22 protein-coding genes are annotated in these 20,289 nt (G+C 59.5%); 19 read left to right on the forward strand and 3 right to left on the reverse strand.

What is annotated here, in order from left to right:
* Positions 1 to 136: 136 nt before the first annotated feature.
* Together ftsB and ispD are read left to right on the forward strand one after the other, a co-directional pair.
* On the forward strand, positions 137 to 415 hold the full coding sequence (ftsB, locus tag B0W55_RS01680; RefSeq protein WP_007996937.1) for a cell division protein FtsB: 279 nt from the start codon (positions 137 to 139) through the stop codon (positions 413 to 415).
* Entirely contained in the window at positions 412 to 1,119 is a 708-nt protein-coding gene (gene ispD, locus B0W55_RS01685) for a 2-C-methyl-D-erythritol 4-phosphate cytidylyltransferase (protein WP_077044310.1), read from the forward strand. Before ftsB ends, ispD begins: the two co-directional genes overlap by 4 nt.
* Positions 1,120 to 1,275: 156 nt before the next feature.
* Here the strand turns inward: ispD and B0W55_RS01690 are convergent, their stop codons facing one another.
* Complete coding sequence (locus B0W55_RS01690) at positions 1,276 to 2,172, reverse strand: LysR substrate-binding domain-containing protein (RefSeq protein WP_077044311.1); 897 nt, start codon at positions 2,170 to 2,172, stop codon at positions 1,276 to 1,278.
* A gap of 107 nt (positions 2,173 to 2,279) precedes the next feature.
* On the opposite strand from B0W55_RS01690, the gene B0W55_RS01695 reads away from it, so the two are divergent.
* The 8 genes from B0W55_RS01695 (at position 2,280) to rpoS (ending at position 9,502) form a co-directional block, all read left to right on the forward strand.
* On the forward strand, positions 2,280 to 3,392 hold the full coding sequence (locus B0W55_RS01695; RefSeq protein WP_077044312.1) for an S-(hydroxymethyl)glutathione dehydrogenase/class III alcohol dehydrogenase: 1,113 nt from the start codon (positions 2,280 to 2,282) through the stop codon (positions 3,390 to 3,392).
* A 96-nt stretch (positions 3,393 to 3,488) separates the two neighbouring features.
* Complete coding sequence (gene fghA, locus B0W55_RS01700; RefSeq protein WP_077044313.1) at positions 3,489 to 4,334, forward strand: S-formylglutathione hydrolase; 846 nt, start codon at positions 3,489 to 3,491, stop codon at positions 4,332 to 4,334.
* A gap of 43 nt (positions 4,335 to 4,377) precedes the next feature.
* Complete coding sequence (gene ispF / locus B0W55_RS01705) at positions 4,378 to 4,851, forward strand: 2-C-methyl-D-erythritol 2,4-cyclodiphosphate synthase (RefSeq protein WP_007970721.1); 474 nt, start codon at positions 4,378 to 4,380, stop codon at positions 4,849 to 4,851.
* The gene (gene truD / locus B0W55_RS01710) at positions 4,848 to 5,906 is read left to right on the forward strand and encodes a tRNA pseudouridine(13) synthase TruD (protein WP_077044314.1); all 1,059 of its coding nucleotides are present in this window, start codon (positions 4,848 to 4,850) and stop codon (positions 5,904 to 5,906) included. The genes ispF and truD overlap by 4 nt, the downstream gene beginning before the upstream one ends.
* Entirely contained in the window at positions 5,894 to 6,643 is a 750-nt protein-coding gene (gene surE / locus B0W55_RS01715; protein ID WP_077044315.1) for a 5'/3'-nucleotidase SurE, read from the forward strand. Before truD ends, surE begins: the two co-directional genes overlap by 13 nt.
* Before the next feature lie 41 nt (positions 6,644 to 6,684).
* Complete coding sequence (locus B0W55_RS01720; RefSeq protein ID WP_172901226.1) at positions 6,685 to 7,320, forward strand: protein-L-isoaspartate(D-aspartate) O-methyltransferase; 636 nt, start codon at positions 6,685 to 6,687, stop codon at positions 7,318 to 7,320.
* A gap of 211 nt (positions 7,321 to 7,531) precedes the next feature.
* On the forward strand, positions 7,532 to 8,389 hold the full coding sequence (locus B0W55_RS01725; protein WP_077044317.1) for a peptidoglycan DD-metalloendopeptidase family protein: 858 nt from the start codon (positions 7,532 to 7,534) through the stop codon (positions 8,387 to 8,389).
* A 105-nt stretch (positions 8,390 to 8,494) separates the two neighbouring features.
* Complete coding sequence (gene rpoS / locus B0W55_RS01730; protein WP_077044318.1) at positions 8,495 to 9,502, forward strand: RNA polymerase sigma factor RpoS; 1,008 nt, start codon at positions 8,495 to 8,497, stop codon at positions 9,500 to 9,502.
* Between the two features lie 482 nt (positions 9,503 to 9,984).
* Here the strand turns inward: rpoS and fdxA are convergent, their stop codons facing one another.
* Positions 9,985 to 10,308: a ferredoxin FdxA gene (fdxA, locus tag B0W55_RS01735; protein WP_077044319.1), complete on the reverse strand. Its 324-nt coding sequence runs from the start codon at positions 10,306 to 10,308 to the stop codon at positions 9,985 to 9,987.
* A 142-nt stretch (positions 10,309 to 10,450) separates the two neighbouring features.
* Positions 10,451 to 13,030, reverse strand: a complete 2,580-nt coding sequence (mutS, locus tag B0W55_RS01740; protein ID WP_077044320.1) for a DNA mismatch repair protein MutS — start codon at positions 13,028 to 13,030, stop codon at positions 10,451 to 10,453.
* A gap of 211 nt (positions 13,031 to 13,241) precedes the next feature.
* Here mutS and B0W55_RS01745 point away from each other — a divergent pair, with 211 nt between their 5' ends.
* The 9 genes from B0W55_RS01745 to B0W55_RS31045 all read left to right on the forward strand — a co-directional run bounded on the left by B0W55_RS01745 (position 13,242) and on the right by B0W55_RS31045 (position 20,287).
* Positions 13,242 to 13,976: an XRE family transcriptional regulator gene (locus B0W55_RS01745; protein WP_077044406.1), complete on the forward strand. Its 735-nt coding sequence runs from the start codon at positions 13,242 to 13,244 to the stop codon at positions 13,974 to 13,976.
* Between the two features lie 483 nt (positions 13,977 to 14,459).
* On the forward strand, positions 14,460 to 14,876 hold the full coding sequence (locus B0W55_RS01750; RefSeq protein WP_077044321.1) for a tail fiber assembly protein: 417 nt from the start codon (positions 14,460 to 14,462) through the stop codon (positions 14,874 to 14,876).
* 151 nt (positions 14,877 to 15,027) lie between these two features.
* Positions 15,028 to 15,378 (forward strand): phage holin family protein, encoded by a 351-nt coding sequence (locus tag B0W55_RS01755; protein WP_077044322.1) that lies wholly within the window; start codon positions 15,028 to 15,030, stop codon positions 15,376 to 15,378.
* Positions 15,379 to 15,407: 29 nt separating this feature from the next.
* On the forward strand, positions 15,408 to 15,932 hold the full coding sequence (locus B0W55_RS01760; protein WP_077044323.1) for a hypothetical protein: 525 nt from the start codon (positions 15,408 to 15,410) through the stop codon (positions 15,930 to 15,932).
* Positions 15,933 to 15,935: 3 nt separating this feature from the next.
* On the forward strand, positions 15,936 to 16,547 hold the full coding sequence (locus tag B0W55_RS01765; protein WP_077044324.1) for a phage baseplate assembly protein V: 612 nt from the start codon (positions 15,936 to 15,938) through the stop codon (positions 16,545 to 16,547).
* 11 nt (positions 16,548 to 16,558) lie between these two features.
* On the forward strand, positions 16,559 to 16,891 hold the full coding sequence (locus B0W55_RS01770) for a phage baseplate protein (protein WP_077044325.1): 333 nt from the start codon (positions 16,559 to 16,561) through the stop codon (positions 16,889 to 16,891).
* Positions 16,888 to 17,883, forward strand: coding sequence for a baseplate J/gp47 family protein (locus B0W55_RS01775; protein ID WP_077044326.1), 996 nt, complete (start codon positions 16,888 to 16,890; stop codon positions 17,881 to 17,883). Before B0W55_RS01770 ends, B0W55_RS01775 begins: the two co-directional genes overlap by 4 nt.
* Entirely contained in the window at positions 17,880 to 18,515 is a 636-nt protein-coding gene (locus B0W55_RS01780) for a phage tail protein I (protein WP_077044327.1), read from the forward strand. Before B0W55_RS01775 ends, B0W55_RS01780 begins: the two co-directional genes overlap by 4 nt.
* Complete coding sequence (locus B0W55_RS31045) at positions 18,515 to 20,287, forward strand: phage tail protein (RefSeq protein WP_256576167.1); 1,773 nt, start codon at positions 18,515 to 18,517, stop codon at positions 20,285 to 20,287. The genes B0W55_RS01780 and B0W55_RS31045 overlap by 1 nt, the downstream gene beginning before the upstream one ends.
* The last annotated feature ends 2 nt before the right edge of the window (positions 20,288 to 20,289 follow it).

Genomic DNA, 20,289 nt, shown 5'->3' on the forward strand with positions numbered 1-20,289 from the left:
GAAAATTCGCTACGGCGGCGTTTTTGCCACTAATCTGATGCCTTATATGCACAAGCCTGGTTCTTCCAGGCTTCGTGCTGTCAGCAGCTTCATGTTTTGGTATGGCTGTCTTTTTCCACTGGATACCTGATATTCGATGCGCAGTCCCAATTGGTTGTTCCTCGTCTTGCTCCTGCTGCTGGCTGGCCTGCAGTACCGCCTGTGGGTGGGTAATGGCAGCCTGGCGCAAGTGGCCGAGCTGACTCAGCAGATTGCCGATCAGCAAGCTGAGAACCAGGCATTGCTGGAGCGCAACCGGGTGATGGACGCTGAAGTCAGCGAGTTGAAAAAAGGCATGGAGACCGTTGAAGAGCGGGCTCGCCATGAATTGGGCATGGTCAAGGACGGTGAAACCCTTTACCAGTTGGCACAATGAACCTGTCTCTGCCGGCCTTCTGGGCCGTGATTCCTGCCGCGGGCGTCGGTGCCCGTATGGCTGCGGACCGTCCCAAGCAATACTTGCAACTGGGCGGGCGCACTATTCTCGAACACAGCCTCGGCTGTTTCCTTGATCATCCTTGCCTCAAGGGCGTGGTGGTCAGTCTTGCTGTCGATGATCCTTATTGGCCCAACCTGGCGTGCGCCGGCGATTCGCGTATTCACCGGGTTGATGGCGGCAGTGAACGTTCCGGCTCGGTACTCAATGCCTTGCTGCATTTGCATGCGCTGGGTGCTGGCGACGAGGACTGGGTGCTGGTGCACGATGCGGCACGGCCCAATCTGAGCCAGGATGATCTGGACAAGTTGTTGGCTGAACTGGCTGAAGATCCGGTGGGTGGCCTGCTGGCTGTTCCGGCGCGCGATACCCTGAAGCGGGTCGACAAGCACGGACGTGTGGTGGAAACCGTGGATCGCAGTGTGATCTGGCAGGCCTACACGCCGCAGATGTTTCGCCTTGGCCCGTTGCATCGGGCGTTGGCGGACAGCCTGGTGGCGGATGCGGTGATCACCGACGAGGCATCGGCCATGGAGTGGGCGGGGCAGGCACCGCGTCTGATCGAAGGCCGCGCGGACAATCTGAAGGTCACTCGTCCTGAAGATCTTGAGTGGTTGCGTCAGCGTTGGGCCAACCGGCGCTGACTACTGCGGCGTCTGTCAGATTGCTTTCGCGAGCAAGCCCGCTCCCACATGGGTTCTTTGTCGTACACATAACCTGCATCACTGAAGATTCCCTGTGGGAGCGGGCTTGCTCGCGAAAGCGGCAGTCCACACAGCCAACATTTTGCTGACACACCGCTAATTCCGGTACTCCGGTCTCTCGGCCAACCCTTGCTTCAAATAATCCACCAGTTTGCGCACCTTGGGCGACAAATGCCGTTGCTGCGGATACAAAGCCCAAACCGCCGTATTAGGCGGTTGATGCGCTTCCAGCAGCGAAATGAGTGCACCACTTTTCAAATGCTCCAGCACGTAGTAATCCGGCAACTGACACAACCCCACCCCCTGGAGCGCCGCATCCAACACCGCCTGCCCACTGTTGCAGCGCCAGTTTCCCTGCACTCGTTGGGAAAATTCCCGCCCGTTCTGCTCCAGTTGCCACAGGTCCGAACTGCCGACCAGGCAGTTGTGACGGCCCAGCTCCGACAAACTGTGTGGGCGGCCATACCGTTCCACGTAGGACGGCGACGCGCAAAGAAACATGCGGCGCGGTGCCAGGCGCGTGGCGACCAATCGCGAATCCTGCAGGCGCCCCAGACGGATCGCCAGGTCCAGGCCTTCATGCACCAGGTCGAGTTGGCGGTTGCTCAGTTCAATGTCGATTCGCAGTTGCGGGTACAGCGCCATGAAGCGCGTGACCAGGGGCACGATGAAGCGTTCGCCATAGGCCACGGCACAGGTCATGCGCAGCATCCCCTTGGGCTCGCTGGTCAGGTCACCCACCGCCCGCAATGCCTCTTCGCGGCCATCCTGCAAGCGCTGGCAATGTTGCAGAAACGTTTGCCCGGCCTCGGTCAGCGTGACGCGGCGGGTACTGCGATAGAGCAGGCGAGTTTGCAGGCGTTCTTCGAGGCGGACGATTTGTCGACTGATATGGGAAGAAGATACCCCCAGGCGTTCGGCGGCCGCGGTGAACTGGTTGCATTCAGCGACCGCGACAAACTCGTCTATACCTTCCCAACGACTTTCAGGCATCGAGGATTATCCCTGTGCAGCAATAATGTTTTGCTTTTGTCCGGATTATTCCCTGTCAGACGCTGGATTACACTCCCTGTCTCGTTTTTATTCACTGGAGAATCACCATGATCAAGTCGCGCGCCGCCGTTGCCTTCGAGGCCAAAAAACCTCTGGAGATCGTTGAAGTCGATGTCGCCATGCCCAAGGCCGGGGAAGTGTTACTGCGCGTGGTGGCTTCCGGTGTTTGCCATACCGACGCCTATACCCTGTCCGGCGCTGACCCGGAAGGCATCTTCCCGTCGATTCTCGGCCACGAAGGCGGGGCGATCGTTGAAGCGATCGGCGAGGGCGTAACCTCTGTTGCGGTGGGCGATCACGTGATTCCGCTGTACACCCCGGAATGCCGTCAGTGCAAATTCTGCCTGTCGGGCAAAACCAACCTCTGCCAGGCGATCCGTGCGACCCAGGGTAAAGGTTTGATGCCGGACGGTACTTCGCGTTTTTCCTACAAGGGCGAAACGATTTTCCACTACATGGGCACTTCCACCTTCTCCGAGTACACCGTGCTGCCGGAAATTTCCGTGGCCAAGATTGCCAAGGAAGCGCCGCTGGAAAAAGTCTGCCTGCTGGGTTGCGGTGTCACCACCGGTATCGGCGCCGTGCTGAACACCGCCAAGGTGAAGCCGGGTGACACCGTGGCCATCTTCGGTCTCGGCGGTATCGGTCTGTCGGCGGTGATTGGCGCGGTCAAAGCCAAGGCGGCGCGTATCATCGCCATCGATATCAACCCGGCCAAATTCGAAATCGCCAAACAGTTGGGTGCAACCGATTGTGTAAACCCTAAAGACTTCGATCGCCCGATCCAGGAAGTCATCGTCGACATGACCGATGGCGGCGTCGACTTTTCTTTCGAGTGCATCGGCAACGTGCAGTTGATGCGTGCGGCTCTTGAGTGCTGCCACAAGGGGTGGGGCGAGTCGGTCATCATCGGCGTGGCCGGGGCCGGTCAGGAAATCGCTACCCGTCCGTTCCAGCTGGTGACGGGCCGTGTCTGGCGCGGTTCGGCATTCGGTGGCGTGCGTGGCCGTACCGAATTGCCAAGCTACGTCGAAATGGCCGAAACCGGCGAAATCCCGCTGGATACCTTCATCACCCACACCATGGGCCTGGAAGATATCAACAAGGCATTCGACCTGATGCATGAAGGCAAAAGCATCCGCACCGTCATTCATTTTTAAGAGCAGCGGCAAGCTTCAAGCTGCAAGCTGCAAGAGGGCGTGCCACTGACGTCTCTTGCCGCTTGAAGCCTGGGGTTTGGAGCTGGGAGCATTCCCATGACTTTGGAAAATATCTCCTGCCAGAAAAGCTTTGGCGGTTGGCACAAGCGCTACCGCCATCGCTCGGAAACGCTGGGCTGTGACATGGTGTTCGCCGTGTACCTGCCGCCGCAGGCGGAGCAGGGCGGCAAGTTGCCAGTGCTGTACTGGCTGTCCGGCCTGACCTGCACCGATGAAAATTTCATGCAGAAGGCCGGCGCCATGCGCATGGCCGCCGAGCTGGGGCTGATCATCGTCGCGCCGGACACCAGCCCCCGCGGCGCCGATGTGCCGGGCGATCCGGATGGTGCCTGGGACTTCGGCCTCGGTGCCGGGTTCTATCTCAATGCCACCCAGGATCCCTGGTCGCGCCACTATCGGATGCATGACTATGTCGTGCAGGAATTGCCGGCATTGGTCGAAGGCCATTTCCCGGCGTCGGACAAGCGTGGCATCAGCGGGCACTCAATGGGTGGCCACGGTGCGCTGGTCTGCGCGTTGCGCAATCCTGGGCGTTATCTGTCGGTGTCGGCGTTTTCGCCAATCAACAATCCGATGGACTGCCCCTGGGGGCAAAAAGCGTTTTCCCGCTATCTGGGCGAAGACCGCTCGAAATGGCGGGAGTGGGATGCCTGCGCGTTGATCGCCGAGGCCGAAGAGAAGCTGCCGCTGCTGGTGGATCAGGGTGACCGTGACGATTTCCTCGCCACCCAGCTCAAGCCGCAAGCCTTGCAACAGGCAACCAAACAGGCAGGTCATCCGCTGACGTTGCGCCTGCAACCCGGCTACGACCACAGCTATTTCTTCATCGCCAGTTTCATTGACGACCACTTGCGGCATCACGCGCATGCTCTGGGTGCCTAATGCAGGTAGAATCACGCCCTGACAAAAATCGGGGCGTTTTTTTATGCGTATTGGCCACGGCTATGATGTGCACCGTTTCGCTGAAGGCGATTTCATTACTCTGGGCGGTGTGCGTATCGCACACAGCTTCGGGCTGCTCGCTCACTCCGACGGTGACGTCCTGCTGCATGCCCTGAGCGATGCCTTGCTCGGCGCAGCCGCGCTGGGTGACATTGGCAAACACTTCCCGGACACCGACCCGCAATTCAAGGGCGCCGACAGCCGTGCGCTGTTGCGTCATGTCGTCGCACTGGTCCATGCCAAGGGCTGGAAGGTCGGCAACGTCGATAACACCATCGTCGCCCAGGCGCCGAAAATGGCCCCGCATATCGAATCGATGCGCGCGCTGATTGCCGCCGATCTTCAAGTTGAGTTGGATCAAGTGAACGTGAAAGCCACCACCACCGAGAAGCTGGGCTTCGTCGGTCGCGAAGAAGGCATTGCCGTGCATTCCGTTGCCTTGTTGCTGCGCGCATGAACGAACTGCAATTGCTCGGCCCGCGGGCTTATGGCGAGGCCCTCGGCACGGCGGTATTGAAAGCGATCGCCGAGGATTTTCAGGTCGACGAAGTCCTTGATATTCCCCTGAGCGGCGACGGTGAACACCTGTGGATCTGGGTGGAAAAGCGTGGCCTGAACACCGAGGAAGCGGCGCGGCGCATCGCCAAGGCCGCCGGTGTGCCGTTGCGCACCGTCAGTTATGCAGGGCTCAAGGACCGTCAGGCCCTGACCCGTCAGTGGTTCAGCGTGCAGTTGCCGGGCAAGGCCGACCCTAATCTGGCGGCGGCGGAAAACGACACGCTGAAAATCCTCAAGACGTCCCGGCACAAGCGCAAGCTGCAACGCGGCGCTCATTCGGCCAATGGCTTCACCTTGCGCCTGACGCAGTTCGCCGGTGACAAGGCGGCCATTGAAGAACGACTGAGGTTGATCGCCAAACAAGGCATCCCCAATTATTTTGGCGCCCAACGCTTCGGGCATGATGGCGGCAACGTGGTCGATGCCCGGGCCTGGGCGGCGCGAAAGGCCTTGCCGGAGCAGCGCAATGTGCGCTCGCGCCTGCTCTCGACCGCCCGCAGTTTTCTGTTCAACCAGGTATTGGCCGCGCGTGTCGCCGACGGCACCTGGCAGCGGGCTCAGGTCGGTGACCTGCTGGCGTTCACCGACAGCCGCAGTTTTTTCCCCGCCGGCGAAGCGGAGTGCAGCGACCCGCGCCTGGCCATTCTCGACCTGCACCCGACGGGGCCACAGTGGGGCGAAGGTGACTCGCCGGCCACCGGCGCAGTCCATGAACTGGAGCAGGCAATCGCCGCCCGCGAAGCGGACCTTCGCGATTGGTTGATTAATGCCGGAATGAGTCACGAACGTCGAATCCTGCGGCTGCCCATTGCCGGGTTGACGTGGCATTATCCCGAGCCTGACATTCTGCAACTGGAATTCGTCCTGCCGGCCGGATGCTTCGCCACCGTATTGGTGCGCGAGCTTGTTGATCTGGTGCCGGTGGGGCAGACGGACAGCCCATGCGTATTCTGATTTCTAACGACGATGGGGTAACCGCACCCGGTCTCGCCGCGCTTTATGCTGCGCTGGCGGATTACACCGAGTGCGTGGTTATCGCCCCGGACCAGGACAAAAGCGGCGCCAGCAGCTCGCTGACGCTCGATCGTCCGTTGCACCCGCAAATCCTGGCCAATGGCTTTATCAGTGTGAACGGCACCCCGACCGACTGCGTGCACCTGGGCCTCAACGGCCTGCTGGAGCGTGAGGCCGACATGGTGGTTTCCGGAATCAACCTGGGGGCCAACCTGGGGGACGACGTGCTGTATTCCGGAACCGTGGCGGCAGCGCTCGAAGGGCGCTTCCTGACGCGCCCGGCGTTCGCCTTCTCGCTGGTCTCGCGCCAGGTCGACAACCTGCCGACGGCCGCCTATTTTGCGCGCAAACTGGTCGAGGCCCACGCCGACCTGGATCTGCCTGCGCGCACGGTATTGAACGTGAACATTCCCAACCTGCCGCTGGAGCACATCCGCGGCATCCAGTTGACTCGCCTGGGGCACCGCGCCCGTGCCGCTGCGCCGATGAAAGTCGTCGACCCGCGGGGCAAGGCCGGGTACTGGATCGCCGCGGCCGGGGATGCCGAAGACGGCGGCCCGGGCACCGATTTCCATGCGGTGATGCAGGGCTACGTGTCGATCACGCCACTGCAACTGGATCGCACCTTCAATGATGCCTTCAGAAGTCTCGATGGTTGGCTGGAGGGACTGCGCTGATGTCTCGTGAGCAAGACGATATGCTGCGACGCGGCATCGGCATGACGTCGCAGCGAACCCGCGAACGCCTCATCCAGCGCTTGTACGAGGAGGGTGTGTCCAACGCCAAGGTGTTGGAAGTCATCCGTCGTACGCCGCGTCACCTGTTCGTCGATGAAGCGCTGGCGCACCGTGCCTACGAAGACACGGCACTGCCGATCGGCCATAACCAGACCATCTCCCAGCCTTATATGGTGGCGCGCATGAGCGAGCTGCTGCTGGAGGCGGGGCCTCTGGACAAGGTCATGGAGATCGGGACCGGTTCGGGCTACCAGACGGCCGTGCTGTCGCAACTGGTCGAGCGGGTGTTTTCCGTAGAGCGCATCAAGGTGCTGCAGGATCGGGCCAAGGAGCGTCTGGTCGAGCTGAACCTGCGCAACGTGGTATTTCGCTGGGGCGATGGCTGGGAAGGGTGGCCGGCGCTGGCGCCGTACAACGGCATTATCGTGACCGCGGTGGCCACTGACGTACCTCAGGCGTTGCTCGATCAACTGGCGCCCGGCGGGCGGCTGGTGATCCCGGTTGGCTCTGGTGAGGTCCAGCAACTGATGTTGATCATTCGCGAGGAACAGGGCTTTTCCAGGCGTGTTTTGGGGGCGGTACGCTTCGTTCCTTTGCTCAACGGGCCATTGGCCTGAGCATTTATTCAAGCGCGCTGAATTCTCTTCGATGGCCTTTGTCTTACAGCGGCGTCGATGGTTTAAACGGGTGGTTTTGTGTAACAGCAAACGTGTGCGTGAAGCCTTTTCGCTTCATGGAGAGTAAAGCCTGCACGGCCCGTTATACTTGCGACATTTCGCGCCGGAACACGGCGAATCCTATTTTCAGCCACCACAAAGGGAGCGGCGGGTGAGTCTCACAGTCATTGCGCAGCGTATGGGTAAAACGAGCTTTCAGCGCCTGGTGACTGGCCTTGTCATGAGCACCTTGCTGGTCGGTTGTTCCAGCAATAAATCCAGCGACGTACGCGTCGTCGACCGCAACAATGCTGCCCCTCAGCGTCCGGCGGTGACCACGGGACAGTACGTCGTGCGCCCCAAAGACACCCTGTTCTCGATCGCCTTTCGCTATGGCTGGGACTACAAGGCCCTGGCGGCGCGTAACAACATTCCCGCGCCTTACACGATTCACCCGGGTCAGACGATTCGCTTCGATGGTCGCACCGGTTCAACGCCGACGACGGTAGTCAGTTCATCCAATTCAACGCCATCGTCCTCGAGTAAAACCACTGTGATTCGTCGCCCTGTCGACGGTGCCACTACGAGTACGCCGGTGGTTGTACCGTCCGTCGCCAACAAGCCGGCACCCGCTCCATTGCCGCCTCCCGGCCCGGCCCCAACCGGCTGGGGATGGCCTTCTAATGGCATTTTGATTGGAAAATTCTCTTCAAACGGTAGTTTGAATAAAGGAATTGATATCGCCGGAGATTTGGGACAGCCTGTTTTAGCTGCGTCTGATGGGACGGTGGTATACGCCGGGAGTGGCTTAAGGGGCTACGGCGAATTAGTCATCATCAAACACAGCGAAACCTACGTCAGTGCCTACGGACATAACCGCAGGCTGTTGGTTCGGGAGGGGCAGCAGGTCAAGGTCGGACAGACAATTGCCGAAATGGGGTCAACGGGTACAGACCGGGTGAAACTGCATTTTGAGATTCGCCGCCAGGGTAAACCTGTAGATCCGCTGCAATTCCTGCCACGCCGTTGATTGCTACCAGCCTGTTTCCTTCACGTAGAGGGGACAGGCTCCAGCGTTGCCAAGGATAAAGGCGCCGCTTGAGCTTGAGGTCGAACTCACCAAAGGACTATAACAATGGCTCTCAGTAAAGAAGTGCCGGAGTTTGACATCGACGATGAGGTTCTCCTGATGGAGACCGGCATCGATACGGATTCGATGTCGAATGATGAAGGGGCGGCTCCACCTTCCGTTCGTGCCAAATCCAAACACTCCGCTTCGCTAAAGCAACACAAATACATTGACTACACGCGGGCACTCGATGCCACGCAGCTGTATCTCAATGAAATCGGTTTTTCCCCACTATTGTCCCCAGAAGAAGAAGTTCATTTTGCGCGACTGTCGCAAAGTGGCGATCCGGCCGGGCGCAAACGCATGATTGAAAGTAACCTGCGGCTGGTGGTGAAAATCGCCCGGCGTTACGTCAATCGTGGCTTGTCGCTGCTGGATCTGATCGAAGAGGGCAACCTTGGCTTGATCAGGGCCGTGGAGAAATTCGATCCCGAACGTGGCTTCCGCTTCTCGACCTACGCAACCTGGTGGATTCGTCAGACCATCGAGCGCGCGATCATGAATCAGACCCGGACCATCCGGCTGCCGATCCATGTGGTCAAAGAGCTCAACGTGTACCTGCGGGCCGCACGGGAGCTGACGCAGAAGCTTGATCATGAACCCTCACCCGAAGAAATCGCCAACCTGCTGGAAAAACCGGTGGGAGAGGTCAAGCGCATGCTGGGCTTGAACGAGCGGGTGTCTTCGGTCGACGTCTCGCTGGGTCCGGATTCGGATAAAACCCTGCTGGACACCCTGACTGACGATCGTCCAACCGATCCATGTGAACTGCTGCAGGATGACGACCTGTCCCAGAGCATCGATCAGTGGCTGTCGGAGCTCACCGACAAGCAGCGCGAGGTGGTTGTACGCCGCTTCGGTCTGCGCGGCCATGAGAGCAGCACCCTCGAAGACGTAGGCCTGGAAATCGGCCTGACCCGCGAGCGGGTCAGACAGATTCAGGTTGAAGGCCTGAAGCGTCTTCGTGAGATCCTGGAGAAAAACGGCCTGTCGAGCGAGTCGCTGTTTCAATAACAGGCTCGTGTAGATGGCAACAAAACGCCCCGACTGGTCGGGGCTTTTTGTTGCCCGGTGAAAAGCGGCTAAAGGAAGGCCGTCGCTCATTTTTGCAGACCCGCACTGTAAGCCTTCGCTTACTCCTTGCGTAAGTGTTCGTTATTTTTACAGTGCGAGAGTCGTCAGTTGTCGTTGTTTATAACCGCTATATATATGAAAAATAAGAATTTTTTTAAAGATTATAAGTATGTGACAGGCTGTTCTGTCTGAAAGCGGTGGTTGCTATGAGCGCGGATCACATTAGTATCGGCGGTGTGTCAACGGACAGACACGCCCTTCACGGATGAAGGGAAGGACATCGCTGGAAGCGATTCATCAGGACGATGAAAAGGAATACAGGGAATAGGGAAAAAATGTGGGCGGGTCAAACCGCCCCTTTTTTTGCCCGCAGAAAAGCAAAAAGGCCCTTGTGGGGCCTTTTTTTGGGAACGCGTGGGTAATCAGCGTTCGAGGTGTTCGATCTTGCCTGGCTTGCCATCCCAATCGGCGGAGTCCGGCAAAGGATCCTTGCGCTCAGTGATGTTCGGCCAGACTTCGGCCAATTCCAGGTTCAATGCAATGAAGTTTTCCATGCCGGCCGGGATTTCATCTTCGGAGAAGATGGCCACGGCAGGGCATTCAGGTTCGCACAGTGCGCAGTCGATGCACTCATCCGGGTGAATCACCAGGAAATTCGGGCCTTCGTAAAAGCAGTCCACCGGACACACTTCTACGCAGTCGGTGTACTTGCACTTGATGCAGTTGTCGGTGACGACGAAGGTCATTTCTAATTCTCTCCTCAGGCGCGGCTTGCTGCGCCCCTTCACGTGGGGGTCGCATGGTTCGGGAGCGATAGTCTGCTGGCCAGGCTAAAAGCCAGCAGCATCCCAAACCGCGCGAGATTCTAACAGCTTGCAAGCCCGTGCGTTAGATCCGTGTCTTTAGTGTATAGAGCATTTCCAGCGCGCGGCGCGGCGTCATGTCATCCAGATCGAGCTTGGCCAGGTCATCAAGCACCGGATGCGGCAGGCTGGCGAACATATCGCTCTGCTGCGGCGCCGCCGGTTTGCCTTTGACAGGCTTGGGCGCTTCATGGGGCAGGGCGGTGTCTTCCAGGCGGCTCAAATGCTCCCGCGCACGCACGATCACTTCGCTCGGTACACCGGCCAATTGTGCCACGGCCAGGCCGTAGCTCTGGCTGGCAGGCCCTGGTAGTACGTGGTGCAGGAACACAATGCGTTCGTTGTGCTCGGTGGCATTGAGGTGCACGTTGGCCACCAGCGGCTGGGCTTCCGGCAGCACCGTCAGCTCGAAGTAGTGGGTGGCAAACAGCGTGTAGGCACGCAGATGCGCCAGTCGTTCGGCCGCAGCCCAGGCCAGGGATAGACCGTCGAAGGTGCTGGTACCGCGGCCCACTTCGTCCATCAGCACCAGGCTGCGTTCGGTGGCGTTGTGCAGGATGTTGGCGGTTTCACTCATTTCGACCATAAAGGTCGAGCGCCCACCGGCCAAGTCATCGCTGGAGCCGATCCGGGTGAAGATCCGGTCGACCAGGGACAATTCACAACTGGCTGCCGGTACGAAGCTGCCGATATGGGCCAACAGTACGATCAACGCGGTCTGGCGCATATAGGTGGATTTACCGCCCATGTTCGGGCCGGTGATCACCAGCATGCGGGTGTTGTCATCCAGGCTCAGGTCGTTGGCCACGAACGGTGTGGTCAAGACTTGCTCGACCACTGGATGACGACCCTGGCTGATGCGCATGCACGGCTCGCTGACGAAGCGTGGGCAGTTCAGGTCAAGGTTCAGCGCGCGCTCGGCCAGGTTGCTGAGCACGTCCAGTTCGGCCAGTGCGCCAGCGGTGTCCTGCAGGGGCGGTAATTGCGCGATCAAGTCTTCGAGCAGCGCTTCGTACAGCATCTTCTCCCGGGCCAGGGCGCGGCTCTTGGCCGACAGCGCCTTGTCTTCGAAGGCCTTGAGTTCCGGGGTGATGAAGCGCTCGGCGCCCTTGAGCGTCTGCCGGCGGATGTAATCGGCCGGTGCCGACTCAGCCTGCTTGCTGGGCAATTCGATAAAGTAACCGTGGATGCGGTTGTAGCCGACCTTCAGGTGCGACAGGCCGGTGCGGGCCTTTTCTCGTGCCTCGAGGTCGATCAGGAATTGTCCGGCGTTCTCGCTCAGCGATTGCAGCTCGTCGAGTTCGCTGTCGTAACCGGTCTTCAGCACGCCGCCGTCGCGGATCACCGCCGGCGGGTTGTCGATGATGGCTTTCTCCAGCAACGCGGCCAGTTCCGGGTAGGTGCTGGTGATGGTCGCCAGTTGCTGCAGGTGCGGTGCCTCGAGCTCGGTCATCGCCCGTTGCAGCTCAGGCAGTGCGCCGAGGGCGTCACGCAGGCGTGCAAGGTCTCGCGGACGAGCATTGCGCAGACCGATACGCGCGAGAATCCGCTCGATGTCGCCGATTTCCTTGAGCTGCGGCTGCAGCTTTTCAAAACGGTAACCGTCCAGCAGGCAAGTGATCGACGACTGGCGAGCCAGCAATACGCTCAGGTCCCGCAGCGGGCGATTGAGCCAACGGGTCAGCAAGCGGCTGCCCATGGCCGTCTGGCAACGGTCGACCACCGATTGCAGCGTGTTGTCGCGACCGCCGGCCAGGTTGGTATCCAGCTCCAGGTTGCGCCGACTCGCACCGTCGAGCACCACGGTGTCATCCAGGCGTTCATGGCGCAGGCTGCGCAAATGGGGCAGGGCCGTGCGCTGGGTTTCCTTGGCGTAGGCCAGGAGGCAACCGGCGGCGCCGATGGCCAGGGTCAGGTTCTCGCAACCGAAGCCTTTGAGGTCCTGGGTGGAAAATTGCTGGCACAGACTTTTCAGCGCCGAATCCCGTTCGAAATCCCACGGCGCGCGGCGACGAACCCCACGACGCTTTTCCGCCGGCAGGTCCTTCGGCCAATCGTCCGGGATCAACAGTTCCACCGGATTGACCCGTTCCAGTTCCGCCAGCAGATTTTCCCAGCCCTTGATTTCCAGCACGCTGAAGTTGCCGCTGGTGATATCCAGTACCGCCAGGCCGAACAGGCGTTCGTCACCCAGCACCGCAGCAATCAGGTTGTCACGGCGCTCGTCCAGCAGCGCTTCGTCACTCACCGTCCCCGGCGTAATGATCCGCACCACCTGTCGCTCCACCGGCCCTTTGCTGGTGGCCGGGTCGCCGACCTGTTCACAGATCACCACCGACTCACCGAGCTTCACCAGCTTCGCCAGATACCCTTCGGCGGCATGGTAAGGAATCCCGCACATCGGAATCGCCTGCCCGGCCGACTGCCCGCGGGCAGTCAGGGTGATGTCGAGCAACTTGGCTGCCTTCTTCGCGTCTTCGTAGAAGATCTCGTAGAAGTCGCCCATGCGGTAGAACATCAATTGGTCTGGGTGTTGATTCTTCAGGCGCCAATACTGCTGCATCATCGGCGTGTGGGAAGACAGGTCGGAAACGGCTTTATTCATTGGGGATCGGAAAACTCGTTCAAGGGTGTGGGACAAAGGTGGGGCATCTGCCCGGCTTTTCCGCAATGGGCGCAAGATTAACATGGGCGGTTGGCCGGACGCAGGCATGAACGCCATGTGGTCCTGCTCGGCAGCGTCATTCATCCTGTTATGCGAAATTCATGCAAATATGCATTTGTCTTCCGCGCGAAGAACAAGCAATATGCGCATTATGCAAAAACGCAACGTTTCTACCGTTTTAAGAGCACTGCTCGATCAGCACGGCATCTCCCCCACGGAGCTTCACCGTCGCACCGGCGTGCCTCAATCCACTCTCTCGCGGATTCTCAGCGGGAAGATCGTCGATCCTTCGGATAAACACATCTCCAGAATCGCCGAGTACTTCGCCGTGAGCACCGACCAGTTGCGCGGGCGCGCCGATGTCGCGCCGGCGGCCGCTGGCGGGCGCGATCAATTGCATTCGGAACTCAAGGACATAAGTCTGTGGGACGACGATACCCCCGTCGATGACGACGAAGTGTCCGTCCCCTTTCTTCGCGAGGTTGAATTGGCAGCGGGATCGGGAAGATTCGTCATCGAAGAGAGCGAGCGCTCCAGCCTGCGCTTCGGCAAGCGCAGCCTGCGTCATAACGGCGTGCAGTTCGACCAGGCCAAATGCGTGACAGTGCGCGGCAACAGCATGTTGCCCGTGCTGCGCGATGGTGCCACGGTCGGGGTCAACGCCGGCAAATGCGGGATTGGCGATATCGTCGACGGCGACCTCTATGCCATCAATCACAACGGCCAGTTGCGCGTGAAACAACTGTATCGCCTGCCCACCGGCATTCGCCTGCGCAGCTTCAATCGCGACGAACACCCCGATGAGGACTACAGCTTCCAGGAAATGCAGGAAGAGCAAATCGTCATCCTCGGTCACGTCTTCTGGTGGGGCATGTACGCCCGTTAACCCCTTCACCTTGAATCGAAACCCGCCCTGAGCGGGTTTTTTTTCGCCTGCAAAAAGCCGCCAAGCCCTTTGTTTACAGATGTTTCATGCGTTGGTGCATTCTCGATGCATAAATAAATGCATTTGTGCATTGACTGTATATGCATCCATGCATATTCTTTGTCTCAAGCCGCTCAACAAAGTGGCTCGAAACCAGGCTCTTTAGTTTCACCAAAAGGCAGCGATGAACCGGCCTCAACGGTTCAGAGGGTTGGCAACTGACCCGGGTGTGCAGCGTAAAGCACCAGAAGCAGTTATCCGGCGGGCAGGGACCGCGGTCGGAAGAACAATTTGAACAGACCCGTACCGCGCCAGTAGCGCCGAAAGGTCGACGCGAAGGACCGCATTACTGAAAAGCCTGGCGCGAGCCGGGCTTTTTGGAATGCCTACCTGATATAGGCAGATCGCAACGTGCCGGATGCCGGCATTTATAAGGAAATTGAGATGAAGAAATACGTACGCATCGTCGACGGCAAGGTCGACAACATCTTTGAAACGAACAATCCGATTACCGAGGAGTTTCCAACCGATCAAGTGTGGGTTGATGTAACTGCATTGCCCAAGATCGACTATTCGTGGAACGCGGTTAACACCAACGGCGTCTGGACATTCAGCGACAGCGATCCGTGGGGCCAGCCATCTTGGCTTTCCCAGCAACTGCGAAGCGAAAGGGGGCCCCGAATCGATAAGGCCAACGCCACGCTGGCTTCTACCGCGCTGCAGTACAAGGTTGAACTGGGTCTTGCCACTGCGGCGGATGAAGCCGGTTTGCTGGCCTACAAGCAGTTCTTCATTGATATGAGCAACGTGAACAAACAACCGGGTTACCCGTTGACTGTCACTTGGCCAGAACTTCCTTAAATACAGCGTCCAGCACTTGCCAGACACTCCGCAAAGCCAAGCGCATTACTGAAAGGCCCGGCCAATGCCGGGCTTTTCACAGTCCCTGCCTTAAGACACGTGGTTGAGCCCAACACACCGATCACTCATCAATCACCCCAGGAGGCGTGACATGACAAACGAGCACCAAGCGTTGCTGGACATGCCGATCTGGCTCGTCATCGTCCTCGCCCTGGTGGGCGGGGTGTCCGGCGAAATGTGGCGAGCCGACAAGGATGGCGCCCGAGGCTGGTCATTGCTGCGGCGGCTGGCCTTGCGCTCTGGCGCCTGCATCGTGTGCGGCGTTTCGGCCGTCATGCTGCTGTACGCCGCCGGGATGTCGATCTGGGCGGCGGGCGCCTTCGGTTGCCTGACGGCGATGGCGGGGGCGGATGTGGCCATCGGGCTCTACGAACGATGGGCGGCGAAGCGGATCGGGGTTTGTGACGTGCCACCTCGTGATTCTCGTTCCGACCAACAGTGAACCCTTCGACGCCCTAACAGGAAGTTTTTATGCCCCTTGTTATTGAAAGGCCTTCGCAGCTTTACGCCGCGATTGTCGCAGCCCTGCGCGACTCAACATTGGGAATCAACATCGGGAGCCGTGAAGATTCGATCGATGTCAGCGATCAACCCTGGGTGTCGATCGCCATCGATCGCGACGCCACGGATAGTCGTGCCAGTGATGGGCGCATCGCCCATGTGCTGACGGTTTCGTTGCAAGCTGTGGTGGACGCGACAGCCGTGAACCCGAGCCTCGCAGCCTGTGACCTGACCAGTGCGCTCAAGGATTTGGTCACGGATAACCGGTGGGGGCTGCCCATCGATCAATGCGATCTGCCGTCAAACCTGGACGCTCTGCCTTCGCTATCTGCCAGTGGCATGCGGGAGCACAACGCGTGGACCCTGACGTTCACTCAAACGCTGTACTTCGGCGCTCCTGTGCTGGACGACCCGTTGGGCACACCAAAGTTCGCCCGCACCTGGGAAGTCTCGAGCATCGACGACCCGGACCAATACACGGAACTGGAGGACTGACTCATGTTCGATGCGTTTTTACGCTCGCAATTGGGGCCGATCATCGAACGCCTGGCCGAGATGGAAGCCGAGCTCGAAGACTTGTACCGACGCACCGACAGCCTGTGTCGCATTGGCGTCTGCCAGGAAGTCGATGCGGCCAGCAACACGTGCCGGGTTCGTCACGGTGAGCTGCTGACACCGGCCATCCGCTTTTTCAATCCCAGCGCCGGAGCGCAAAGCGAGTCGCGGATCCCTTCGGTGGGCGAGCAATGCCTGTTGCTCAACCACGCGGCGGGTGAGGGCAGCGCTCAATCCGTTGCGTTGTTCGGGCTCACCAGCAATCAGTTTCCTCCCGCCTCGACTCAAGCGTCGCTGACGCGTCGCGTTTACGGGGACGGTACGGAAAGTGGTTACGACGATGCCAGTCATGCCTTGCACTGGAAAAACGGCCCGGCGGCGTTCAACGGCGATCGCCAGGCGCTCGAGTTGAATATCGGCCCGGCGCGGCTGGCCATGAGCCCCCAGGCCATTGAGCTGCAAATGGGCGCGGTCGGCATGCGACTCGACGCATCCGGTGTGCACCTGAGCGGTCCGGTGGTGGATCACCAAGGCCGCGTGATCAGCACTGCATAAGGGTATTTCCAATGATTGGAATCGATAGAAACACCGGGGCAACGGTCGATGACTGGCCGCAGTTCGTGCAGCGCGCCACCCGGGCGCTGACCACGCCTTTGGGCACACGGCAGAAGCGTCCGCTTTATGGCTCTGCAATCCCGGACCTGTTGGGCCAGAACCTCGGCGACGATTTGCTGATCCTCGCCCAAAGCCATGCCGCACAGGCGTTCTACAACAGCCAGAACGGCATCGACGATTTCCAGCCGCAGGTCATTGTTGCCAGCCGGCAAGGTGCCGGTTTGCTCCTGCGCTTCGCCGGCACTTGGCAAAACCGCAATCAGACGTTCGAGGTGGTGACATGAGCATGTTGATACCGGGTCAGAACCAGTTGGCCGAGCCGGCCATTGTCACGGTCGAGGCGTTTGAGGATCTGTTGGCTGAGTTCAAGACTTTCGTCGTCGAGTACGTGGGCGCTCGTGCTCCCGCCACTGCGACAAAGCTCAAGGTCAGCCTTGAAAACGAAAGCGAGCTGCTGACCCTGGCCCTCGAGGCTTTTTGTGTGCGACTGCAATTGCACGAGCGTAAATACAACGCTCGCATCAAGCAGATGCTGGCCTGGTGGGCGACTGGCAGCAATCTCGATGCGCGCCTGGCGGACATGGGGCTGGAACGCCAGTTGCTCGATCCCGGCGACCCGGCCGCTTTTCCGCCCGTCCCGCCGGTGTATGAAAGCGACGACGACGCGCGATTGCGTTACTACCTGGCACCCCATGCGCCGGCTGCCGGCTCGCGCATGCAGTATCGCCGCGAAGTGTTCACCCTCGGCGAGCGCCCGGTGGTGAAGGTTGAATCCCCTTCGGCGGGGGAGGTGACGGTCAACTACAGCTTTGATCCTGACGGCTTTGCCGCGCAGGTCAAGGATGGCAACGGGCGACGCACGGCCCCTGGCGAAGTGATGGTCACCGTACTGTCTCGCGAGGGCAATGGCACCGCGTCCCCTCAACTGCTCGAGGGTGTACGCCGGCACTTCGACCGCCCCGATGTACGACCGGAAACGGATCGAGTCACGGTGCAGAGTGCCCTTATCAAACCCTACAGGATTCGGGTGACCGCGAGGATCAACGCCGGCCCCGACTCGGGTCTGACGAAGATTGCCGCGCAGCAACAGTTGCAGGCCTATGCCGACAGCTGTCATCGCCTCGAAGGAAGGGTCGACCCGAGCTGGATCGACTACACGCTGCACAACGCCGGCGCTGTTCAACTGGACATCGTCGAACCGCTTTCGCCGATCGTGGCGACCGCATTCGAGGCGCCTTACTGCACGGGCGTTGAGGTAGAGGTGCTGACGCTATGAGTGACTCTCAACCTCGCCCAAGCCTGTTGCCGGCCAACAGTTCAGCGTTGGAAAGGGCTCTGGATATCGGGTTCGGCGCCTTGCTCGATCGCGTTGCGCCGCCGTTTCCCGAATTGATGAACCCGACCACCACACCCTCGGCATTTCTACCCTATCTCGCCGCAGATCGCGGTGTCAGCGAGTGGAGCACTGATGCCGCCGAAGCAGAAAAACGCCTGACCGTTGAACTCGCCTGGCCCACGGCGCGCCAGGCCGGTACACGACTGGCGCTGGAAAACGCGGCCAAGGGGCTGCGTCTGATGCCTGAAGTGCGGGCCTGGTACGAACAGACGCCCGTCGGCCAGCCCTACAGTTTTTCGGTCCGGGCGTTTACCGATCAGCCTTACAGCGAAGTCATCGATGCCCGTCTGGACCGACGCCTGGCGGACGCCAAAAGCGAACGCGACATCCTGAAAATATCCGTCGGGTTGAGTGCGTTCGGCAGCCATATCGTCGGCGCCGCAACGGTATGCGGCGAGCTGACGACGGTTTATCCGATGGTCATTGAAGGGCTGCAAGCGTCGGGCGAGGCGTTCATCGCCGCCGGACTTTACAGCGTCGAAACATCCACTATTTATCCTCAGGGGGCCTGATGGCTGACTATTACACCCTGCTCACCAACGCAGGGATTGCCTACGAAACCGCCTGCAAGGCAGCGGGCACGCCGATCAAACTGTCGCAGATTTCCGTGGGTGACGGCGGCGGCACGGTTTACAACCCGGCGGCAACCGACACCGCGCTCAAGCGCGAGGTGTGGCGTGGGCCACTGAACGCGCTGTTCCAGGATGAGAAAAACCCGAGCTGGCTGCTGGCGGAAGTGACCATTCCCCCAGATGTAGGGGGATGGTATGTGCGAGAGGCGGGGCTCTGGACCGACACCGGGATCTTGTACGCCATCGTCAAATATCCAGAGTCGTTCAAACCGGTGCTGGCGACTTCGGGGTCTGGAAAGGAATTCTATATTCGCTCGATTTTCGAGACGAGTAATGCGTCGTTGGTGACGTTGTTGATTGATGACACGGTGGTCAAGGCGACGCGGGCTTGGGTCACTGACTATGTAGCGGCAGAGTTGAACAAACTTGACGCTAAACAATCTGTACGCGTAGCCACCACGGCGAACATCATCCTGAGCGCGGCGCAAACGATTGATGGTGTGGCTGTTGTGGCGGGTGATCGTGTTCTGGTCAAAAACCAGACGCTGGCCAAGGACAACGGCTTGTACGTTGTCGCCAATGGAGCCTGGTCGCGGACCGGGGATGCGGACATCAATGCTGAAGTGACGTCGGCTATGCAGGTTTCCGTGGAGCAGGGAACGACTCAGGCGGACACTCGTTGGCAATTGGTGACCGATGGCGTGATTGTTGTGGGTACTACGGCCTTGGTGTTTCAGAACGTCACTTATGGTTTTGCACCATTGGTATCGCCGGCCCTGGTGGGTGTTCCAACAGCTCCCACGGCTGCACTTGGGGCCAACAGCTCACAGGTTGCTACTACCGGTTTTGTCCAACAGGAAATTGCCGCGGACCTGGCCACTTTGGCGCCTCTGATGGCGGGTACTGCTGCGGTCGGTACGTCCATCAAATTGGCTCGCGAAGATCACCGCCATCCGACAGACACCTCGCGCGCGCCCCTTGCTTCACCTGTATTTACGGGTGCGCCAACGGCTCCGACGGTACCGCGCTTTGATACGAGCCTTAAATTGATGAACGGGGCGGCAGTTGCTACCCGTGGACATCAGTTTTCCACGTTTACTGCGTTCTCAGGGGCGCTTGCCGGGATTGTCGGACATGTCGGTGGCGTCGTGCACTGCTCCGGAGCTACTGCCAATTCCTATAGCTTGCCTGACTCAACGGCCAACAGCATTCCGCCCGGAGCGACCGTCCGAGTGCAAAACTGGGGAGTGAATGTACTCGGGCTCGCCATCCAGGGCGCAGACAAAATGCAGGAGAATATCGACGGGGCATGGACTACCACGACTCGCTCGATTCCGCCCGATACTTATGTTGATTGCTTGTATATCGGCACGGGTCTTTGGTTGCTGACAGGGCCGGGGGTAGTGGGGAAAACACGTCCTTTTGGAGCATTGTTAGCACTTGCGGGTTATCAACGGTTACCTTCCGGCTTGATCATGCAATGGTTCACAGCGAATTTTGTGGGACCGTATAAGGCCGTAGCTTTTAATTTGCCAATTGCTTTCCCGAGTCAGTTTTTGGGGTGCAACGTCAGCATGACTGAGAGCGCCATTTATGACAGCACTGGTCAGCCCTTTGTGGCGGGCATGCCCAATGGCCTTGGTCAGGTACTTTTGCAGTCCAATTACACTGCCAGTGCATCGGCGGTACGCGTCCTTGCTTTTGGAGTTTGAGG

The organism is Pseudomonas sp. KK4, assembly GCF_001984065.1.
Taxonomy (GTDB): domain Bacteria; phylum Pseudomonadota; class Gammaproteobacteria; order Pseudomonadales; family Pseudomonadaceae; genus Aquipseudomonas.